Source organism: Liquorilactobacillus uvarum DSM 19971 (assembly GCF_001434935.1).
In the GTDB taxonomy this organism is placed as follows: Bacteria; Bacillota; Bacilli; order Lactobacillales; family Lactobacillaceae; genus Liquorilactobacillus; species Liquorilactobacillus uvarum.
Genome location: NZ_AZEG01000011.1, coordinates 48,260 through 65,489 on the forward strand (window position 1 = coordinate 48,260; position 17,230 = coordinate 65,489).

At 37.2% G+C, this 17,230-nt stretch carries 16 protein-coding genes; 6 read left to right on the plus strand and 10 right to left on the minus strand.

What is annotated here, in order from left to right:
* Positions 1 to 72 precede the first annotated feature (72 nt).
* On the minus strand, positions 73 to 924 hold the full coding sequence (locus FD20_RS06910) for a fructosamine kinase family protein (RefSeq protein ID WP_057737077.1): 852 nt from the start codon (positions 922 to 924) through the stop codon (positions 73 to 75).
* A gap of 193 nt (positions 925 to 1,117) precedes the next feature.
* On the opposite strand from FD20_RS06910, the gene FD20_RS06915 reads away from it, so the two are divergent.
* Entirely contained in the window at positions 1,118 to 2,521 is a 1,404-nt protein-coding gene (locus FD20_RS06915) for an NAD-dependent succinate-semialdehyde dehydrogenase (RefSeq protein WP_057737079.1), read from the plus strand.
* Positions 2,522 to 2,853: 332 nt separating this feature from the next.
* Here the strand turns inward: FD20_RS06915 and FD20_RS12960 are convergent, their stop codons facing one another.
* The 6 genes from FD20_RS12960 to gdhA all read right to left on the minus strand — a co-directional run bounded on the left by FD20_RS12960 (position 2,854) and on the right by gdhA (position 8,778).
* Positions 2,854 to 3,063, minus strand: a complete 210-nt coding sequence (locus FD20_RS12960) for an Rrf2 family transcriptional regulator (RefSeq protein ID WP_235807732.1) — start codon at positions 3,061 to 3,063, stop codon at positions 2,854 to 2,856.
* A gap of 102 nt (positions 3,064 to 3,165) precedes the next feature.
* The gene (locus tag FD20_RS06920; protein ID WP_057737081.1) at positions 3,166 to 4,023 is read right to left on the minus strand and encodes an SDR family oxidoreductase; all 858 of its coding nucleotides are present in this window, start codon (positions 4,021 to 4,023) and stop codon (positions 3,166 to 3,168) included.
* Positions 4,024 to 4,202: 179 nt separating this feature from the next.
* On the minus strand, positions 4,203 to 4,874 hold the full coding sequence (apf, locus tag FD20_RS06925) for an aggregation-promoting factor (RefSeq protein ID WP_083489070.1): 672 nt from the start codon (positions 4,872 to 4,874) through the stop codon (positions 4,203 to 4,205).
* 522 nt (positions 4,875 to 5,396) lie between these two features.
* A complete protein-coding gene (locus tag FD20_RS06930; protein WP_057737083.1) occupies positions 5,397 to 6,728 on the minus strand; it encodes an MFS transporter in 1,332 nt (443 codons plus the stop codon).
* A gap of 13 nt (positions 6,729 to 6,741) precedes the next feature.
* On the minus strand, positions 6,742 to 7,251 hold the full coding sequence (locus FD20_RS06935; protein ID WP_057737084.1) for a DUF1440 domain-containing protein: 510 nt from the start codon (positions 7,249 to 7,251) through the stop codon (positions 6,742 to 6,744).
* Positions 7,252 to 7,428: 177 nt separating this feature from the next.
* Positions 7,429 to 8,778 carry an NADP-specific glutamate dehydrogenase gene (gene gdhA / locus FD20_RS06940; RefSeq protein WP_057737086.1) on the minus strand — a complete coding sequence of 450 codons (1,350 nt, stop codon included), beginning with the start codon at positions 8,776 to 8,778 and terminating at the stop codon, positions 7,429 to 7,431.
* Between the two features lie 300 nt (positions 8,779 to 9,078).
* Here gdhA and FD20_RS12965 point away from each other — a divergent pair, with 300 nt between their 5' ends.
* On the plus strand, positions 9,079 to 9,618 hold the full coding sequence (locus FD20_RS12965; RefSeq protein WP_201782785.1) for a CDP-alcohol phosphatidyltransferase family protein: 540 nt from the start codon (positions 9,079 to 9,081) through the stop codon (positions 9,616 to 9,618).
* 132 nt (positions 9,619 to 9,750) lie between these two features.
* Here the strand turns inward: FD20_RS12965 and FD20_RS06950 are convergent, their stop codons facing one another.
* On the minus strand, positions 9,751 to 10,851 hold the full coding sequence (locus tag FD20_RS06950; protein WP_057737090.1) for a glycosyltransferase: 1,101 nt from the start codon (positions 10,849 to 10,851) through the stop codon (positions 9,751 to 9,753).
* Between the two features lie 347 nt (positions 10,852 to 11,198).
* Between FD20_RS06950 and FD20_RS06955 the strand changes: the two genes are divergently transcribed.
* From FD20_RS06955 to FD20_RS06970, 4 genes are all read left to right on the plus strand, one after another.
* Positions 11,199 to 11,870, plus strand: coding sequence for an HD domain-containing protein (locus tag FD20_RS06955; protein WP_057737092.1), 672 nt, complete (start codon positions 11,199 to 11,201; stop codon positions 11,868 to 11,870).
* A 173-nt stretch (positions 11,871 to 12,043) separates the two neighbouring features.
* Positions 12,044 to 12,931: a metal ABC transporter solute-binding protein gene (locus FD20_RS06960; RefSeq protein ID WP_157060869.1), complete on the plus strand. Its 888-nt coding sequence runs from the start codon at positions 12,044 to 12,046 to the stop codon at positions 12,929 to 12,931.
* A gap of 8 nt (positions 12,932 to 12,939) precedes the next feature.
* Entirely contained in the window at positions 12,940 to 13,608 is a 669-nt protein-coding gene (locus tag FD20_RS06965; RefSeq protein WP_057737093.1) for a metal ABC transporter ATP-binding protein, read from the plus strand.
* On the plus strand, positions 13,595 to 14,392 hold the full coding sequence (locus FD20_RS06970; RefSeq protein ID WP_057737095.1) for a metal ABC transporter permease: 798 nt from the start codon (positions 13,595 to 13,597) through the stop codon (positions 14,390 to 14,392). The genes FD20_RS06965 and FD20_RS06970 overlap by 14 nt, the downstream gene beginning before the upstream one ends.
* Before the next feature lie 241 nt (positions 14,393 to 14,633).
* Here FD20_RS06970 and FD20_RS06975 read toward each other — a convergent pair whose 3' ends face one another.
* Positions 14,634 to 15,809, minus strand: coding sequence for a 3-phosphoglycerate dehydrogenase family protein (locus FD20_RS06975; RefSeq protein ID WP_057737097.1), 1,176 nt, complete (start codon positions 15,807 to 15,809; stop codon positions 14,634 to 14,636).
* Positions 15,809 to 16,900, minus strand: coding sequence for a 3-phosphoserine/phosphohydroxythreonine transaminase (serC, locus tag FD20_RS06980; RefSeq protein ID WP_057737099.1), 1,092 nt, complete (start codon positions 16,898 to 16,900; stop codon positions 15,809 to 15,811). Before serC ends, FD20_RS06975 begins: the two co-directional genes overlap by 1 nt.
* Between the last annotated feature and the right edge of the window lie 330 nt (positions 16,901 to 17,230).

Genomic DNA, 17,230 nt, shown 5'->3' on the forward strand with positions numbered 1-17,230 from the left:
AAATAACCCATAAACGTTTATTGTACTTTGTCCAGTTGTATCAAAAACGTTTACGGGTTTTATAATGTCTTTTTAAATAATTATTTGTTTCATTGTACGCGTAACACTTTGTGTGTAACTACGTCCGAATTTATTCAGATGAACCATTAAATAATACAAACGATAAAAATTAAATCGCTTTTCGTACCCTTCTGCTAAAGGTGTAGCCATTTGGTAAGCACGGTAAAAGGCTTCATTGAAACCACCAAAAACAGTGGTAATAGCGATGTCAAATTCACGATCACCATAAAAAGCAGCTGGATCTATTAATGCAGGGCGTCCGTCTGACAAAAACATATAATTTCCACCCCATAGATCTCCATGAAGTAGGACCGGTATGCTCTCATGCAATGTTAGCTCTTTGACAATTATTTTACGGACTTCTTGGTAGAGTTTTAGTTCTCTAGATTTCCATAACCCTTGCTGCTGCAAGGCCGAAGATAATATATCCAGACGTTGTTTTATAAATAATGTGCTCCATGAATCTGTCCAATCATTTTTAAAAGAAACACTGGTCCCAGTGTACGGAAAATCAAAGCCAAATCTGCCAGTTGGGCTTTGGTGCTGATGTAGGCGTGCAACTAATTTTCCAAGATCACTTTGATCACCAAAACCTGATTGTAAGAAGTTTAGTAATAGATAAGCGTCACCGTCTATTTGACCGTTTGCAAGTACACGTGGAGCCAAAATCCCGGCTTCTTCAAAAGCATGCAGTCCCGCAATTTCTCCGGCATAAAATTCTTGATTGTGCTGCGGTTGAACTAATAAAAAATACCGCTTATCGTTTGTATCAAGCCTGAAAGCTTTATTGACATCTCCACCACTAACTGGAAGTACCTGTGTAAGACCGTTGAGGGGCAATTGAGCTAACCATTCCTTCTGCATAAATTTACACTCCTTCTTGTTTGCTACAATTACATTATAGTTTTTTTATTCAAAAATGTTCATTTTAAAACACAGATCCAACTGCCTTTCAGTTAACTATGCAATCGTATTCAGGATAAAGCCAAACATTTGCTTTCAAAAAAGAAGTAGACATATACTTATAGATGTACGAAATACTAAGGAGGAACATCAGATGGCTTATAAAACAATCAATCCTTTCACAAATGAGGTTATAAAAACTTTTTCCAACCCAACTGAAAAACAAATCGAACACGCTTTAACCGTGGGAAATGATTTATATCATCAATGGCAAAAAGAGCCTTTTTCAGCTCGTGCTGAAAAGCTTCATGAGATTGCCGATCTACTATTGAAAAACAAAGAGAAACTTGCTAAAGTTCTCGTTATCGAAATGGGCAAGTTAATTGGGGAAGCACGCGGTGAAGTTGAACTGTGTGCGCTGATTGCTGATTACTTTGCTGACCATTCAGCTGAACTTTTACAACCCGCTTCTATTAATACAAAAGCTGGCGAAGCCCGTGTTGAAAAGCATTCCGTTGGTGTCCTGCTAATGGTTGAGCCATGGAACTTTCCTTATTATCAAATAATGAGGGTCTTTGCTCCAAACTACATGGTCGGAAATCCAATGATTCTGAAACATTCTTCTAACACTCCAAGTTCCGCGGAAGCCTTCGAAAAAATCGTTAATGAAGCCGGTGCTCCTGAAGGAAGCCTAACCAATCTCTTTTTAACTCACAATCAGGTTGACCAAGTAATTGCCGATCCTCGTATTCAAGGTGTTGCTTTAACCGGTTCAGAACGTGGTGGGAGTTCAGTTGCTCAAGCTGCTGGTAAATATTTAAAAAAATCATCTATGGAGCTCGGAGGAAACGATGCATTTATTGTTTTAGATGATGCTGACTTAGATCAAGTGATTAAGGTTGCCGCTCGAGCACGTACCTATAATGCTGGTCAGGTATGTACTTCTTCCAAACGTTTCATTGTCGCTGATAACTTGTATGATGAATTTTTGGAACGTCTAGGTCAATCTTACAAAAACTTCAAACCCGGTGACCCGCTTGACGAAAACACAACTTTAGCACCAATGTCGTCTGCAAAAGCCAAGAGTAAGCTTGAGGAACAAGTCAACGAAGCAATTGCTCATGGGGCAACGCTGTATCAAGGAAACAACCAGATTAATCTTCCAGGGCAGTTTTTTGAACCAACGATCTTAACAGATATAACACAGGATAATCCTGCTTACTATGAAGAGATGTTTGGCTCAGTTGCTCAGGTTTACCGTGTACATTCTGAACAAGAAGCAATCGATCTTGCAAACAATTCTCATTATGGTTTGGGCGGCATTGTTTTTTCTAAGGATAAAGAACGTGGCAAAAAAGTTGCCAGCCAAATTGAAACAGGGATGGTCTTTGTTAACACCTTCTTGTACACCCTTCCTGAGTTGCCTTTCGGAGGTGTTAAAAATTCTGGCTATGGCCGTGAAATGAGCACTATCGGTCTTAATGCTTTCGTAAATGAAAAACTGATTGTCGCCGTTGACAAGCCTGACTTTGACAACCGTGCTGGTGCTTTATTTTAAAGACATTAACATTCCATTCAACTTAGCAAGGCTTGGCACATAAATTAAAGACACACAGCGGCTCAGTCTAAATAAACAATAGGTTTTGGACATTAACCGTGAATTATTTGTGGTTAATTTGGTCTACAAATAATTAATTAAAAAATTGTCTATCAAAAAATGTTAATTCGCATAATACAAGATTAAAAAAGGGCCCAGATCAAAAATCAAATTTTGATCTGGGTCCCTTTTTCTCTCTATTTCAATTGTTTTAATCATTGGATACTGCATCAATATGCAGTAGATCCCACTCATCTGTGATAGCCACATAGATATCAAACAAAGATATTTGTTCAGCTGAACGGACCCAATCTTGGCGACGCGGACCCTTTTTTAGTTTTAATCAGCCTTGCTCTCCCAAGACTCACCATTAACCGCCGAACTAAGCTTGGATTAGACTCAATACTGGTCGCTATTGTAGAACTTGAGAGATTACTTTCCTTACAAATCTCCAGATACGCTAAAATATGAATTGCATCACTTAATTTATGCGAATGTTTCATTAAAGCCCTACCTTGAAAATTCAAAAAATAAATATTTAATAATATGTCTTCAACCTTTTATAAGCAATATTTTATTTAGAAACCTATAACACCATTTAAAATTTATTCTCGGATTAATTCCTGAATGGCATCTTTTAAAGGAACTAGGTTATGACCCAACACTTCTTCCAAATCGTTCGTTTCTTCGGCTAATTCATTGTTCCTAATTAAAGTCTGGATCATAACAATCATATCAGCAACATTTAGAGGGATGCCTTGTTTCGCCAAAAACTTTTCGTATTCTTCATCTGTAATTGAATCAACTTTGAATTTTTTAGAGCTGATTTCAGTTAGTGCTTCCGCAAGATCAGCGAAGGTTAATGATTTCCCTGCAAATTCATATACTTTTTGTGGATTCTTGTTTATCAAAACTCGAGCCGCGGCTTCTGCATACTCACGCTCTAATGCCCAACCAACATGACCAGTCTGTGCCGAATAGACAAAAGGATTGCCCGCTAAAGAAGCATTTATTAAATTCAGCTCGTTTTCAAGATACCAATTATTACGTAAAAACGAATGCTTGATTCCACTTTCATCAATTGCCTGTTCTGTTGCTCTATGATCTGCCGAGAGCAGACTTTTTGCCTGATCAGCGTGCGGGAAACTTGTATATGCAATAAATTTTATTCCTGTTTTTTTTGCAGCATCAACAACATTCAAATGCTGTTTAGCACGTGCATAATTATCATTAGGTACGGAAGAAATGAAAAGGAGCCGATCTATCCCTTTAAAGGCCTTCTCAAGACTTTTCTCATCCGTATAATCGGCTTTTCTGATCTCGATTCCCTGCGGTAAAACATTTGCCGCTTTTTTAGTATCACGTGCAAGCGCGATAATGTCATCTTGCTTAAGCCAATTTATCAAATGTGAAATGACATTACGTCCAAATTTACCAGTAGCACCTGTAACTGCATATTTCATATTCAATACCCCCATTTATAATTCATTATATGGATAAACATGTTATTAATAAAGTAACATGTTGTTTAAAAAAAGTCAAAATATGCGCATTAAACACCATTCAGACATTTTTCCCCTATGAAATTGACTAACTAACCATTACTACAGTTAGTTTTAAGAGATTGCAGTGAAAAAACATTTCAATACCAGTTATTGGACTTCCAATGCTGCATTGCATTAACCCAAGATCCATATCGTTTTGCAACATACTTATTTGCCACCAGCTCTTGATTAGCCGGAGAATAGTCACCATTTAAATAGCTTGAATCCAACTGATATTTTCCAATATACTTTCCATTACGAGCATTGTAGTTACCGCCAGATTCACGTGAGACAATATAGGCACGGGCCTGCGCTTCATCACTACTTTCATTATCCGTCGCAGTTTTATTAGTCGAAGTTTCATTATTCGTATACTTGACACTTACAGCAGAAGCACTAGAAGCAGAAGACATACTGGCAGTTGTTGCTTTAGCAGTGGCCGTAGTTGCCTGTCCCGAACTTCCTGGGATCAATAAATTATGTCCGGCTAAAATAAAGTTTGGATCTTGCAACTGATTAGCATTAACTATCCCTGCAACACTCGTCTTATATTTTTCAGCCAGTTCCGAAACAGTATCGCCCCATCTTATCATGATATTTTCTTGTTTACTCAACTGACTCGTACTGCTGGTTGTTGAATTTTTACTATTTTGACTTGCTAAAAGTTGCCTAAAAGCCTGTCCATCTGTTTGACTGGCACTTGTCGTCTTATTACCCACGGCTTGTACTTTCGCTGTACTGCTAACAGATTGACTCACATCGATAGTCATCGCTTTCCCTCACCTATCCCTGATATTTTCATTATATTCCGTATATAAAATACTAGCACTCCTATGATAGTTAAAAATTCCTCAAAAAGCAAGGTTGGGCAAAAAATACAAATTCCAAATAAACGAATGGGACTGAGTCAAAAATTATTTTTTGCCCCAATCCCTTATTTTAAACTAACATTATTCGAATTAACATGTTGGGATACTCAGATTTTCCCACTCAAACACAGCTCGATTGTGTTAAAATGATCCTCGCTCTATTTGTGCACAACGGTCAATCTAGCCAAGAGGGCAGCTACTAATATTACGAACTCGTAACTTGCTCTATAGATCTCGAAGATTTTATGATTTAGTAGCCATCTTTGAATTAACAGGTCTAAAACAGATAGCTGCTCTTAAAATAAATACCAATTAATATCCTAGCTTTAATTAAAAATTTAGCTTGAAACGACTGTAATTCATGTTTTGTCGAAATTTTTAACAAGCCCTTTAGTAATATTAATATATCGTTTAAATTAATATTTAATTTGCTACATGTTTATTTTTTATAGCATGCTGCATCTTTTCTTCATCATAAAAATGCAATACTGCCATCATCATGATATATATAATCAGTGGCAGCCAAACATAATTGATATTTATCATGTGCAATGTTGCCGTATTCTGTGCATGGTTCGGCAGATATCCTGCAACATGAAACAAACCTGCTGTTACAAGGCCGCCAAAACCTAGTCCCAAATTGACCCCAAAATCATCAGTTGATGCCAATACACCTTCAGCTTGAATCCCCATTGCCATTCCATACCGAATCGTATCAGCAATCATAATCGAAACTAGCCCAACGATTATTCCATGACCAATGGAGTTAAAAAGTATCCCACCAAATAAGACCGGCAGCAAACCACTGTACACTCCAATACTCAAAATGCATTGACCACCAAAAGCAAGTATAATTCCGATTTGCATTGTTTTTTTCTTTGACCTTGAAGAAGTAAGATGCATGATGAGTAAGACACCTATCAAGGCTGCTAAAGTAAAACTATTTGCCCAAGGGACTAGGCCTTCATCGTGTAAAACATATTTAAAATAATAAATTGTCGTTTGATTTTTAATTGATGTGACAAGCCAATACAGAAAAATAACGACTGAAATTATCAGCCACTGCTTATTGCGCCACAGCATCTGCATAACTTTTTTCAAAGGCTGATGGCTTATTTCCTTAATTGTATGCCTCTCACGAATATGAAAAAAAGTATTTAAAATCAGTATCAAAGAAATTATTCCAAACGCAATGATCGTTAAAAGAAAGCCCATCTTTTGATTACCCTGTCCGAAAAAAGCCACTAACGGTAAAGTAAAAACCGCAACTACGATCTGAACTGAACTACCGCAAAACTGTCGAATAACACCCAACAATGTTAACTCACGTTCATTTTGTGTCATTGTAGGTAAAACTGAAGTAATCGGAACATTAACCGCAGTGTAGAAAAAGCCTAATCCTAAATAGGTGGCATAAGCCCACACAAGCTTACCTGTTTCTGAAAAATCAGGTGTGATAAAAGTTAAAACTGCAAAAACAACATATGGGAGTGCATACCACAAGAAAAATGGCCGGCTTTTTCCAAAACGAGAATGTGTCCGATCGATCATTAAACCTATTAGCAAACTCTCAAGAGTATCTGCAATTCGTGCAACAACAAATAAAATAGCCACTGCCCCTGGTTTTAACCCATACACATCAGTGTAGAAAAAAAGCAGGTATGTGGTCATAACCTGAAAAACAAGGTTATCGGCTGCATCGCTCAAACCGTAGCTGATACGTTCTGGCCATTTAGTTTCCATCCTTTTATCCATAAACGTACCTCACTTATTTCTTGTTTTTTTCACTTAATTCATGTGAAAGCTCAGATATTACGATGTGATTAACCCACATCCAAGCCATATGTCCCAATAATTCTGAAACATGTTCTTCCAGAGGCTGATCCTTAACCTCTGGAACAGTTTTCATAGCCGGCATCATCCCAAGATGGGTCGCGCCCCAGACTCCGATCCCAAAAAAGGTCCCTTGCCCGGCCTTCAATATTGGCACATAATGCGAAGTTACGCTGTATATCATTCCAAATGTTGCTGAAAAGCCAAAATGAATAATAAAACTTGCCCATGGCATTTGATGACCTGAATAAGTATAAGTTGCATGTGTTATTTTCTTAGGTATTCCTAATTGTTGCATAAATCTTTGCGGTGGATTTGTTTTTTCTCTTTCTGGGGTTCGAGGTGGTAACAAATTCTCCCAACCTAATTTAACGAATCCTGAAACGATTCCTGCAATTCCGCCAATGATTAGCGCATCTTTGACATCAAAATTATTTTTACCCATTGCATATTCCTCCTATACAAAACCTTAAGCTAATTAGTCAGTTTATACCAATTATTTTGGTTTAGCCAGCAAACGGCTCAACTTTTATCCTCCAATCTAAAAAAGCAATTCTTCGCTAAAATTCAACTTACAATTAAAATGCGCTACTTTTTTTATATGAACTCTCGGTAGCTATTTTCAAACCAACCCCTGTGCCATCATTGCATCTGCAACCCTTATAAAACCAGCAATATTTGTTCCAGCCAACAAATCGTTATCAAGCCCATATTTTTTCGCAGTCATAACACTTTTTTCAAAAACATTATGCATTATATTCTGCAACTGTCTATCCACTTCTTCAAAACTCCAGCTGGCTTGTGTACTATTTTGACTCATCTCAAGCACAGAAACAGCGACTCCACCAGCATTGGCGGCCTTCCCTGGTCCATAAATAATTCCTTGCTTACGATAAACAGAGATGGCTTCCGCCGTACTTGGCATATTTGCTCCTTCTGCAACAATTTTTACACCATTAACCGCAAGTAACTGTGCTTTTTCTCCATCAATTTCATTTTGAGTTGCGCACGGCAAAGCAATATCATAGCCCAGCTCAGCTTTCCAAACAGATCCCGAGTGATATACTGCAGTCGCCACTCTTGCTGCATATTCTTTTATTCGTCCGCGTTCAACCTCTTTGATCTGCTGAACCAGCTTATAGTCAATTCCATTTCGATCTATGATATAACCAGAAGAATCTGAACAGGCAAGTACTTTCCCGCCTAATTCTACTACCTTCTGCATTGTGTAGATAGCGACATTACCCGCACCTGAAAGTACAACTCTTTTTCCTTTAAAAGTGGTGTCAAGTGTTTTTAAAATCTCATTTGTGTAATATGCTAGCCCGAAGCCGGTCACCTCTATTCTGACAAGCGATCCACCATAACTTGTACTTTTCCCTGTTAATCCGCCGCGCTCGGCTCCCCTCAATCGCTTATATTGACCATACAAATAACCTATCTCACGGGAACCAACTCCAATATCTCCAGCAGGAACATCACTAGCCGGTCCAATATACCTGCTTAATTCTGTCATAAAGCTTTGGCAAAAGTGCATTACCTCATTATCTGATTTTTCTTTCGAATCAAAATCAGAACCGCCTTTTCCTCCACCAATTGGCAACCCTGTCAACGCGTTTTTTAAAATCTGTTCAAATCCCAGAAATTTAACAATGCTTAAATTAACAGAAGGATGAAACCTCAGTCCCCCCTTATATGGGCCAATCGCGGAGTTAAATTGAACACGAAAGCCTCGATTAACTTGATAATGCCCAGCATCATCAACCCATGGTACCCTAAACTGAATTACTCTTTCAGGTTCAACTAAACGTCCTAGCAAATTCGTCTTAATATATTCTGGATGCCTCTCCAAAACTGGACCGATCGTTTGCAGAAGATCTGTCACAGCTTCAATAAACTCATGCTGCTCCGGATCACGTTTTTGAACTACTTGGTAAACATGCTCAAGATATTCTTTTACTTGACGACTCATCCCATTTCCCCCTTTGTTAGCATTAACGTACTGCATTCATTTTCTTATTGAAAACCTTCCGAATAATTCAGCCATATCATTTTCTGAGTGCTACTCTGCATTTTAGACAGTATGCTTTAACAATACATACACAATGACTTAACCCATGTGCAATTAGAACCTCAAGCTGGCTTATAAAAATTACGATTTTGACTATAGTTTAATAATTAAGAATGTAAAATTTTTGTATTGAAACTTTTATTGTTAAAATGAGCATATACTTCAGCACCAGATTTCAGACCAAATTACACTTTTTAGAAGGTGAGCTATATCAAAAATATTCCTAATGCTATCACAAGCTGCAGAATACTTGCGTCTATTTGTTTATTGCTTGTAGAACCCTTCTCAACTTTGTTTTATTTCTTATATCTAATATGTGGTGCAAGTGATATTTTAGATGGCCACATCGCAAGAAAATTTAAGCTTTCCAGCAAATCTGGGCAAGTAATGGACAGTATTGCTGACTTGCTTTTTATTACTATTCTTTTGCTCAAAGTTATACCTATAATAGGTATCCCATCCAAAATTATATATTGGATAGCAATTATTGCCGCCATACGCTTAATATCATTAATTGTCGGATATATCAGATTCAACCAGTTTGCTTTTCTGCACACTTGGGCAAACAAAGTTACTGGTCTTTTCTTGTTCGCCTTTCCTGTTCTTTTCCCACTTTTAGGAAAGAAATTGGCATTAACAACTATCTGTTGTATAGCCATCATCTCAGCGACTGAAGAGTTACTAATCAACTTAAGTTCAAAAACACTTGATAGAAACAGAATCTCTATTTTTAGTAAGTAATTTTTTAATTCGATTCTAAACAACTAACTACAATAGGCTAGCCGAATACAACACACGGCTAGCCTATCATTTAGATATAGTTATCATTTTATTTTTTCCTTTTAAAAGTCAAGTTTTCCGTTCTTCAACTGACTAAACTAATTCATTTTTTGGGGTAGCAATCACTGGAAGCCATTGTTTAGTAATCGTCTCAGGCATAAAATGCTGAATTCGTTCAAGTGAACGCTCAGAATAATAACGTCTTAGAAATAGACTATGCGTCATTTTGTCCAAAACGCGGACAAAATCATTAACATCATGCGGTTTAGTAATAATTCCATAACGATTATCACGCAAATACTCATCTGAACCGGTATTCTTCATCGCAACAATTGGAAGACCGAAGCCCATTGCTTCGCCCATTACCAATGGCATTCCCTCCCAGCGTGATGTTGACACAAAAATTGACGCATTTTCGTAGTGTCGGCGTAATTCTTCATCCTTTAAAGCTCCACGATAAATTATTTTGTCTTTCACTCCAAATTTTTTGATCAATCCATGAAAAATCTCCATGTCCTTTGGTGTGCCATTTCCCGCAATAGCAATCTTCCAGTCTTTAGAAAGTGACTGTGCAGCCTCCAGCAAAAAATCAATTCCCTTATGCTGGATCGCTATTCTACCGGTAAACGCAATTATATGACTTTTTAAATCAGCTTTTTGTGGTGCTTCCAGCGTCAACGGGTTATATATTTTCACGGTATTATTATTAAATTGACGATACCTTGTATAATCTGCATCAGTCAATACGACCACCGTATCTGCAAATTCTAAGCCTCGCTTAAATTCTTCTTGCATTGAAGCGTAATACTGCTCCATATAGGTATCAAAGTTATTATGCATCCAAGCAATCACGTTAACATTTGGTGTCGCTTTTTTTATAAACGGAGAGAAGCTTGTTAGCAAACCTGCCGGCAAAATAACGGCCTCAAATGCATTTTCCTCTATATAATCACACAAATCAGTTATCTGATCAGCGTATATTCTATATGGGTCGGTTCCAAAAAAATTCAGAATATCAGCCGACACGGTACGCTTAGCTGTAACTAGGGGAGCATCCAAAACATAATAAGGCTCCACTTTTTCTAGTGAATAGTAGGTAACATCAACATATTTATTCAGATCATTGCCAACTACCGTAGCGGCCCTTTTTACTCCATCCATCACCACATTCTCTAACACAATCAATACTTTCATCAGCTGCGCCACCTTCCCTTCACTTCAGGAAGGCAACTACCTCCCTTCATTTTATCATACAAGGCATTTAAGCAATCCTCCAAGGAGCTCAGCTTGGAAAAGCATCTTCCAAAAACACGCTATCCTAAGAGCATGTGATGGTTTTATTAAAATGTATTTTCCTGCTTTTCTATATTGCTTCACTTCCTTTAGAGAAATTTTAGCATAAAAAAAAAATTAAACGAAATAAAATGCATTATTGGACGATCCCCATCGTTAACAACAGCATCTGATCAATGTTTTATTACATATTCAATTTTGAGAATTTCCACAATTATATGGTACTCTGAACTAAAGGAGATTTTGATATGGAAATAGACAAACAGTTAAAAAAAGTACGCGCCTTTTCATATGCCAAAATGTATAAAGATACAACAGGGCATGGCTTTGATCATATACAACGTGTCGTAAAAATGTCGACGCGACTGCTTGAACAGGAAAGTGCTGATAGGTTAATCACTCTGAGTGCAGCTTATCTCCATGATGTAGCTGATGATAAACTAATTGACGACCAGCAGTCAGCCCAAACTGAAATAATTGCCTTTCTGCAAAAAAATGCTTTTACAAATAAACAAATTAAGAAGATTATCTTTATTATCCAAAATCTTTCCTTTAGCAAAACTTTGGAACAAAGAAAACCTGATCTTCCGGCAGAGGGAAGAATTGTCCAAGATGCCGATCGTTTAGATGCAATTGGTGCAATCGGTATTACCCGTGCAATCTATTATGGTGGTGCACATGCCGAAAAAATTTACGATCCTTCGTTCAAACCTCGGCAAACAATGTCAAAAATTGAATACCGCAATCTGCATCAAAAAACAATTATCAATCATTTTTATGAAAAACTGTTAAAAATAAAAGACATGCTGAATACGCAAGCAGCAAAACAAATAGCTGAAAAACGCCAGCAAATAATGCTTTCTTTCTTGGACAACTTTAAGGAAGAGTGGAATTGTGAAATAAAAAATTTTAAATCGTAATCTATCTTTCCTGCTCCAACTGGCTATCACATTTCCCTTTTTACAAATAGTAATAAGTACTCTTTGCAACATATAATTGCCTTGACAGTACATCTTTAATCGCTTAATATTCTAAATTGTAACCATTACTGTTTCTTCGATATTTGGTTAAATTATATCAAAGGGGTATTTTAATGATAAAGAAAAAATTTATTTTACATAGTATTATAGGGATATTTGCACTTGGAGCTGTCTTAACAGGCTGTTCTTCACAGAAGAAGGCTGCTGCAGACACTAAGAAAATAAATGTTGTCGCTACAACTGATTTTTACGGTGAAGTTGCAAAAAAGGTTTTAGGTGATCATGGCACGGTAACTTCAATTATCAATAATCCTAACATTGATCCCCATGACTACGAACCGACTACCAAAACCGCCAAAATTGCTTCGAAAAGTGATATTTTACTATACAATGGTGTTGGCTATGACACTTGGGCAAAGAAACTTTCTGGGGGAACAAAAGTTGCTGTTGGTGAAGATATCCTGAATAAAAAGGATGGAGACAACGAACATCTATGGTACAATAGTAGGACAATGCCGCGAGTTGCCCGGTATCTTGCAACTGAATATGGCAAAAAAGATTCAAAACACAAAAAACAATTCAAAGCAAATGCTGAGAAATATGTCGACAGTTTAAAAGATCTTCAAACAATGATTAACAAGATTAAGCAAAACAGTGATAATAAACTTGTAGATGTCAGCGAACCAGTCTTTGACTACGCATTGTCCGACATGGGTTATAAGATCAACAATCAGCACTTTTCTGAATCTGTAGAAAAAGGGACCGATCCCTCACCTAGTGATATCAAAAAGATGCAAGAAGATATTAAGAATCGTAAAATTGCCTTTTTTGTTGAGAATACCCAAGCAACAGACAAAGTGGTCACTAACTTAGTTAAATTGTGTAAAGAAAATAACGTGCCCGTTGTCGAGGTAACTGAAACTTTACCTAAAAATAAAACTTACCATCAATGGATGGCATCGCAATATCAACAAGTTTTAGACATTCAAAAAAGCGAGTGATATTAATCATGGACCCTATTATTGACGTTCACAATCTGGACTTGAGTGTTCAGGGAAAACAACTCTTTAAAAACTTAACTTTTAAAATTCCGGCCAATAAGCTGACTTGTATAACAGGTGAAAATGGTGTTGGAAAAACAACGCTAATTAAGTATCTTCTTAGCACATTCAATCACCCTGATAAATGTATTAAGATGAACATTACGCGAACAGAAACACAGTATGTTCCGCAGCTGCGCAATCTTGATGATGAATTTCCACTGGATATTTGCGATTTTGTGGGCCTTGGCCTAAAAAAAGCAGTCTTTCCTTGGCATACAGCCAAGGAACGGCTGCTTTTGCAACGCATTTTAACCGAGACTTCCTTAACAGACATTCAAAACCGCCCTTTAGGTGCAGCATCTGGTGGCGAAAAGCAGCGGGCTTTCCTAGCACAAGCACTCTGTGCTGAACCCAAATTACTGATTTTAGATGAATCAACGGCAAGCTTAGACAAGGATTCTAAATATAATTTGATGGATCTAATCGAACGACTATTGCAAACGAGGAAAATTACAGTTCTTTTTATTACACATGATCCAGACTTGATTACACACTATGCAGATTACGAATTAAGACTTGCCAACCAAAAAGGAAAATTGCTGGGAAAGGACAGATCCTCTCATGTTACAATTTGATTTTATGCGTTATGCATTTATTGCAGGAATCTTCATCTCTTTGATTTGTGGTTTGATGGGGACCTTTGTTGTTGCACGTCAGACATCTTTTTTTACACATACCTTGTCTGAAATCGGTTTTTCAGGAGCAACCTTTGGCATTTTCATAGGTATTAGCCCTTTATATGGCATGATTATTTTTACACTTGCAAGCGCGTTTTTTATTGGTTTTTCAGGTGAACGACTCAGCCGCCGAGAAGCCTCTATCAGTGTTTTCTCAGGTGTTTTTATCGGTCTAGGTATACTTTTCCTTTCACTTTCAAATAAACAGGCTAACTATGCCACCAATATCTTATTTGGAAGCATTGTCGGTATTAATATTAATAATCTTTATTCTCTTATTTGTTTAAGCATTTTTATTCTAATTATTATCACTATTTTCTTTCGTCAATTAGCTTATAATTCATTCGACGCAATCGGTTCGCAGTACAATCAACGTTTTAATACACTGATTTCAATTATTTTTCTTGGATTACTAGCTTTAACCATCAGTATTACTGCACAAATCATTGGCTCATTGCTTATCTTTGTTTTATTGACAATTCCTGCTTCAGCAGCTAAATATTTTGTTCATTCTCTGAAAAAAATGATTTTTCTGACGACTATCTTTTCTCTTTTCGGAATTTGGTTTGGACTGTATCTAGCCTATGTGACCGATTGGCCCGTTAGCTTCTTTATCACCATTATTGAAGCAATAATCTATGGATCTTCTATATTGTTTCAAAAAATAAACGCACTCCGATAATTTTCAAACAAATCATTTAAGTAGTTGATTTCATTCTTTAAATAAGGAAAACATACATTTACGAACACATTAATATGAAAACTGCATTTAAGTTGGTAAGAACCATAGCACAGAGATTCATACAATACAAAAAGGACTACGGCAATTAAGTCGTAGTCCTTCTTTATGTGCCCCTGCCAAGGAAGCACATTATAACACATCTTAACTTAGCATGTTTTTTGGTAACTCAATCAATCTGCTTTTATGCTTTTTTTAATGCCCGTACACGTATGACTTCTGGAATAGTCAGCAATTCTTTTTTTAATTTTACTAATTTTTCATCCGAAATTTCTGACATATCAATCATTGTATACGCAATTTTATCACGGCTACGATTGATCATATTATCAATATTTAAAGAATCGTTAGCAAGTATCGTCGTAATTCGACCAACCATGTTAGGAACATTCTGGTGAATTAGAGTCAGGCGCAATGGTGCATCGAAAGGCATCTCAACAGCTGGGAAATTAACTGAGTTAATAATATTACCTGTTTCCAAATATTTGCATAGTGTTTGTGCTGCCATTCTAGCACCATTCACTTCTGCTTCAAGCGTTGTTCCTCCGATATGCGGTGTAATCACAATCTTTTCATTATTGATGATTTTATTCGAGCTGAAATCAGTTAAATAACGCCGCAATTCACCATTAGCTAATGCTGCAACCACAGCCGATTCATTAACAATTCCCCAGCGTGAGTAATTTAATAAAACAGCATTTTTTTTCATCTGTTTTAACTCTTCTGCATTAATCAGATTTTTGTTTTCCTCTGTATAGGGAATGTGAATAGTTATATAGTCACTTTTTTGCAACAGTTCTGACAATTTCTCAGCACGCGGAATGTCATTCGATAGTTTCCAAGCATGCTCAACACTGATATACGGATCGTAACCTATAACATGCATTCCTAAGTCTGCTGCAGCCCGTGCAACCCTTGAACCGACTGAACCCAAACCAATGATTCCAATCGTTTTTCCTAAAAGCTCTGTTCCAGCAAAATGATTTTTGCCCTTTTCGGTTTGTGTGCTAACATCTGCCCCAACAATTTTTTTTGCCCATGCTGCAGAAGCTACAACGGGTCTTGTAGCTAAGATCAGCATTGCAATAATCAATTCTTTCACCGCATTTGCATTGGAACCAGGTGTATTGAACACGACTGTGCCATTAGAACTTGCCTCAAGCAAAGGAATGTTGTTAACTCCCACGCCCGCACGTGCGATTGCAAGCACACTGGTTCCAAAATTAGTCTTATGCATATCTTGACTTCTTATAAGTAACGCTTGAGGTTTATCACTTTGGTTGACCGTGTATTTTTCTTTTGGAAAAACGTCCAAACCTTCTTGGGCAATAACATTATAGGTTTTAATATCATACTTCATTATCTATTTCCTCCAACACTTTGTTCGAATCTTTCCATAAATTCTATCAATTTTTGGACACCTTCAAAAGGAAAAGCATTGTACAAGCTGGCGCGCATTCCCCCAACCGAACGATGGCCCTTAAGATTTACCAATCCACTTTCTTGTGCATCAGCGATGAAACGCTGATCTAATTCTGCGTTACCCGTTACAAAAGGGATATTAGTCAAAGAACGTGCATCTTTTGTTACTGGCGCATTAAATAAACTCGAAGAATCTAAATAATTATATAAAAGTTCTGCTTTTTTCTCGTTACGCTTTTGCATCTCTTCAACGCCGCCTTGCTCCAATAACCATTTGAAGACCAGTCCTGCTACATAGATTGCAAATACTGGGGGCGTATTTAAAGCTGAATGTTTTGCAGCCTGTTTAACATAGCTCAACATCGCAGGTAATTCAAGTTTATCGTCTAATAGTTCATGCTTTACAATAACGACTGTCATCCCTGCTGGTCCGATATTTTTTTGAGCTCCCGCGTAAATTAAACCAAAGTCTTCCACATTATACCGCTGAGCCATAATATTTGATGACATATCACCTACCAGCAACTGATGTTTAAGATTCTCGGGCAACTTGCGATACATCGTTCCTTCAATGGTATTATTCAACGTAAGGTGAATATAATCATACTGTTTCTTTAGCTTAGGTACCTCAGGCAGCGTAGTATAGTTCGTGGATGCAGCAGAGGCTACAACATCTGTCTTTATTTTTGGAACAAGCTGTGCTTCTTCTATAGCTCGCTGTGCCCAATGCCCAGAATCAATATAACCTACCTGGTTGTTTCCTTTCGCTAAATTAAGCGGAACCATCGCGAACTGTAATGTTCCTCCGCCCTGCAAGAAAAGCACATCGTACTCAGCAGGAATTCGCATCAGTTTTCTTAAATTTTCCTCAGCCTCTGCTTCCATATCTGTGTAGAGTGAGGAGCGATGACTTATCTCCATTATGCTCATACCGCTATTTTTATATGAAACCAATTCACTTTGCACTTGATGAACAACAGAAACTGGTAATACTGCTGGACCAGCTGAAAAGTTATAAATTTGTGCCACGCTACCCACTTCTTTCTTTTAAAATTTTTACACATTAAAGCAAAAGCTGAGAGCAGTTTTAATATACTGAGAATTTCTTTAATTTTAACAAAAATCCACTGACCCTCATTTTACTCAATGTTACGAATGTAGCCTATCAAACAAGTTATGTCAAGATATATTCTAACAAAATAATTGAAATTGAAATCCCCGTAGAACAAAGTTTACGTTACTGTACTTGTAATTGTTCTAAAAGTTGTTCTCCAGTGTCCCCGCTTACATGAGTATGGGATGAGAAAGATCATTTTTAATTTTTTTGTAACATTTCTTTTCATTCTACTGTCAATTACA

Bases quoted from the DNA above. Each gene is read 5' to 3' on its own strand.
- FD20_RS06910 (WP_057737077.1), bottom strand. From the start codon at position 924: ATGCAGAAGGAATGGTTAGCTCAATTGCCCCTCAACGGTCTTACACAG.
- FD20_RS06915 (WP_057737079.1), top strand. From the start codon at position 1,118: ATGGCTTATAAAACAATCAATCCTTTCACAAATGAGGTTATAAAAACT.
- FD20_RS12960 (WP_235807732.1), bottom strand. From the start codon at position 3,063: ATGAAACATTCGCATAAATTAAGTGATGCAATTCATATTTTAGCGTAT.
- FD20_RS06920 (WP_057737081.1), bottom strand. From the start codon at position 4,023: ATGAAATATGCAGTTACAGGTGCTACTGGTAAATTTGGACGTAATGTC.
- apf (WP_083489070.1), bottom strand. From the start codon at position 4,874: ATGACTATCGATGTGAGTCAATCTGTTAGCAGTACAGCGAAAGTACAA.
- FD20_RS06930 (WP_057737083.1), bottom strand. From the start codon at position 6,728: ATGGATAAAAGGATGGAAACTAAATGGCCAGAACGTATCAGCTACGGT.
- FD20_RS06935 (WP_057737084.1), bottom strand. From the start codon at position 7,251: ATGGGTAAAAATAATTTTGATGTCAAAGATGCGCTAATCATTGGCGGA.
- gdhA (WP_057737086.1), bottom strand. From the start codon at position 8,778: ATGAGTCGTCAAGTAAAAGAATATCTTGAGCATGTTTACCAAGTAGTT.
- FD20_RS06950 (WP_057737090.1), bottom strand. From the start codon at position 10,851: ATGAAAGTATTGATTGTGTTAGAGAATGTGGTGATGGATGGAGTAAAA.
- FD20_RS06955 (WP_057737092.1), top strand. From the start codon at position 11,199: ATGGAAATAGACAAACAGTTAAAAAAAGTACGCGCCTTTTCATATGCC.
- FD20_RS06960 (WP_157060869.1), top strand. From the start codon at position 12,044: ATGATAAAGAAAAAATTTATTTTACATAGTATTATAGGGATATTTGCA.
- FD20_RS06965 (WP_057737093.1), top strand. From the start codon at position 12,940: ATGGACCCTATTATTGACGTTCACAATCTGGACTTGAGTGTTCAGGGA.
- FD20_RS06970 (WP_057737095.1), top strand. From the start codon at position 13,595: ATGTTACAATTTGATTTTATGCGTTATGCATTTATTGCAGGAATCTTC.
- FD20_RS06975 (WP_057737097.1), bottom strand. From the start codon at position 15,809: ATGAAGTATGATATTAAAACCTATAATGTTATTGCCCAAGAAGGTTTG.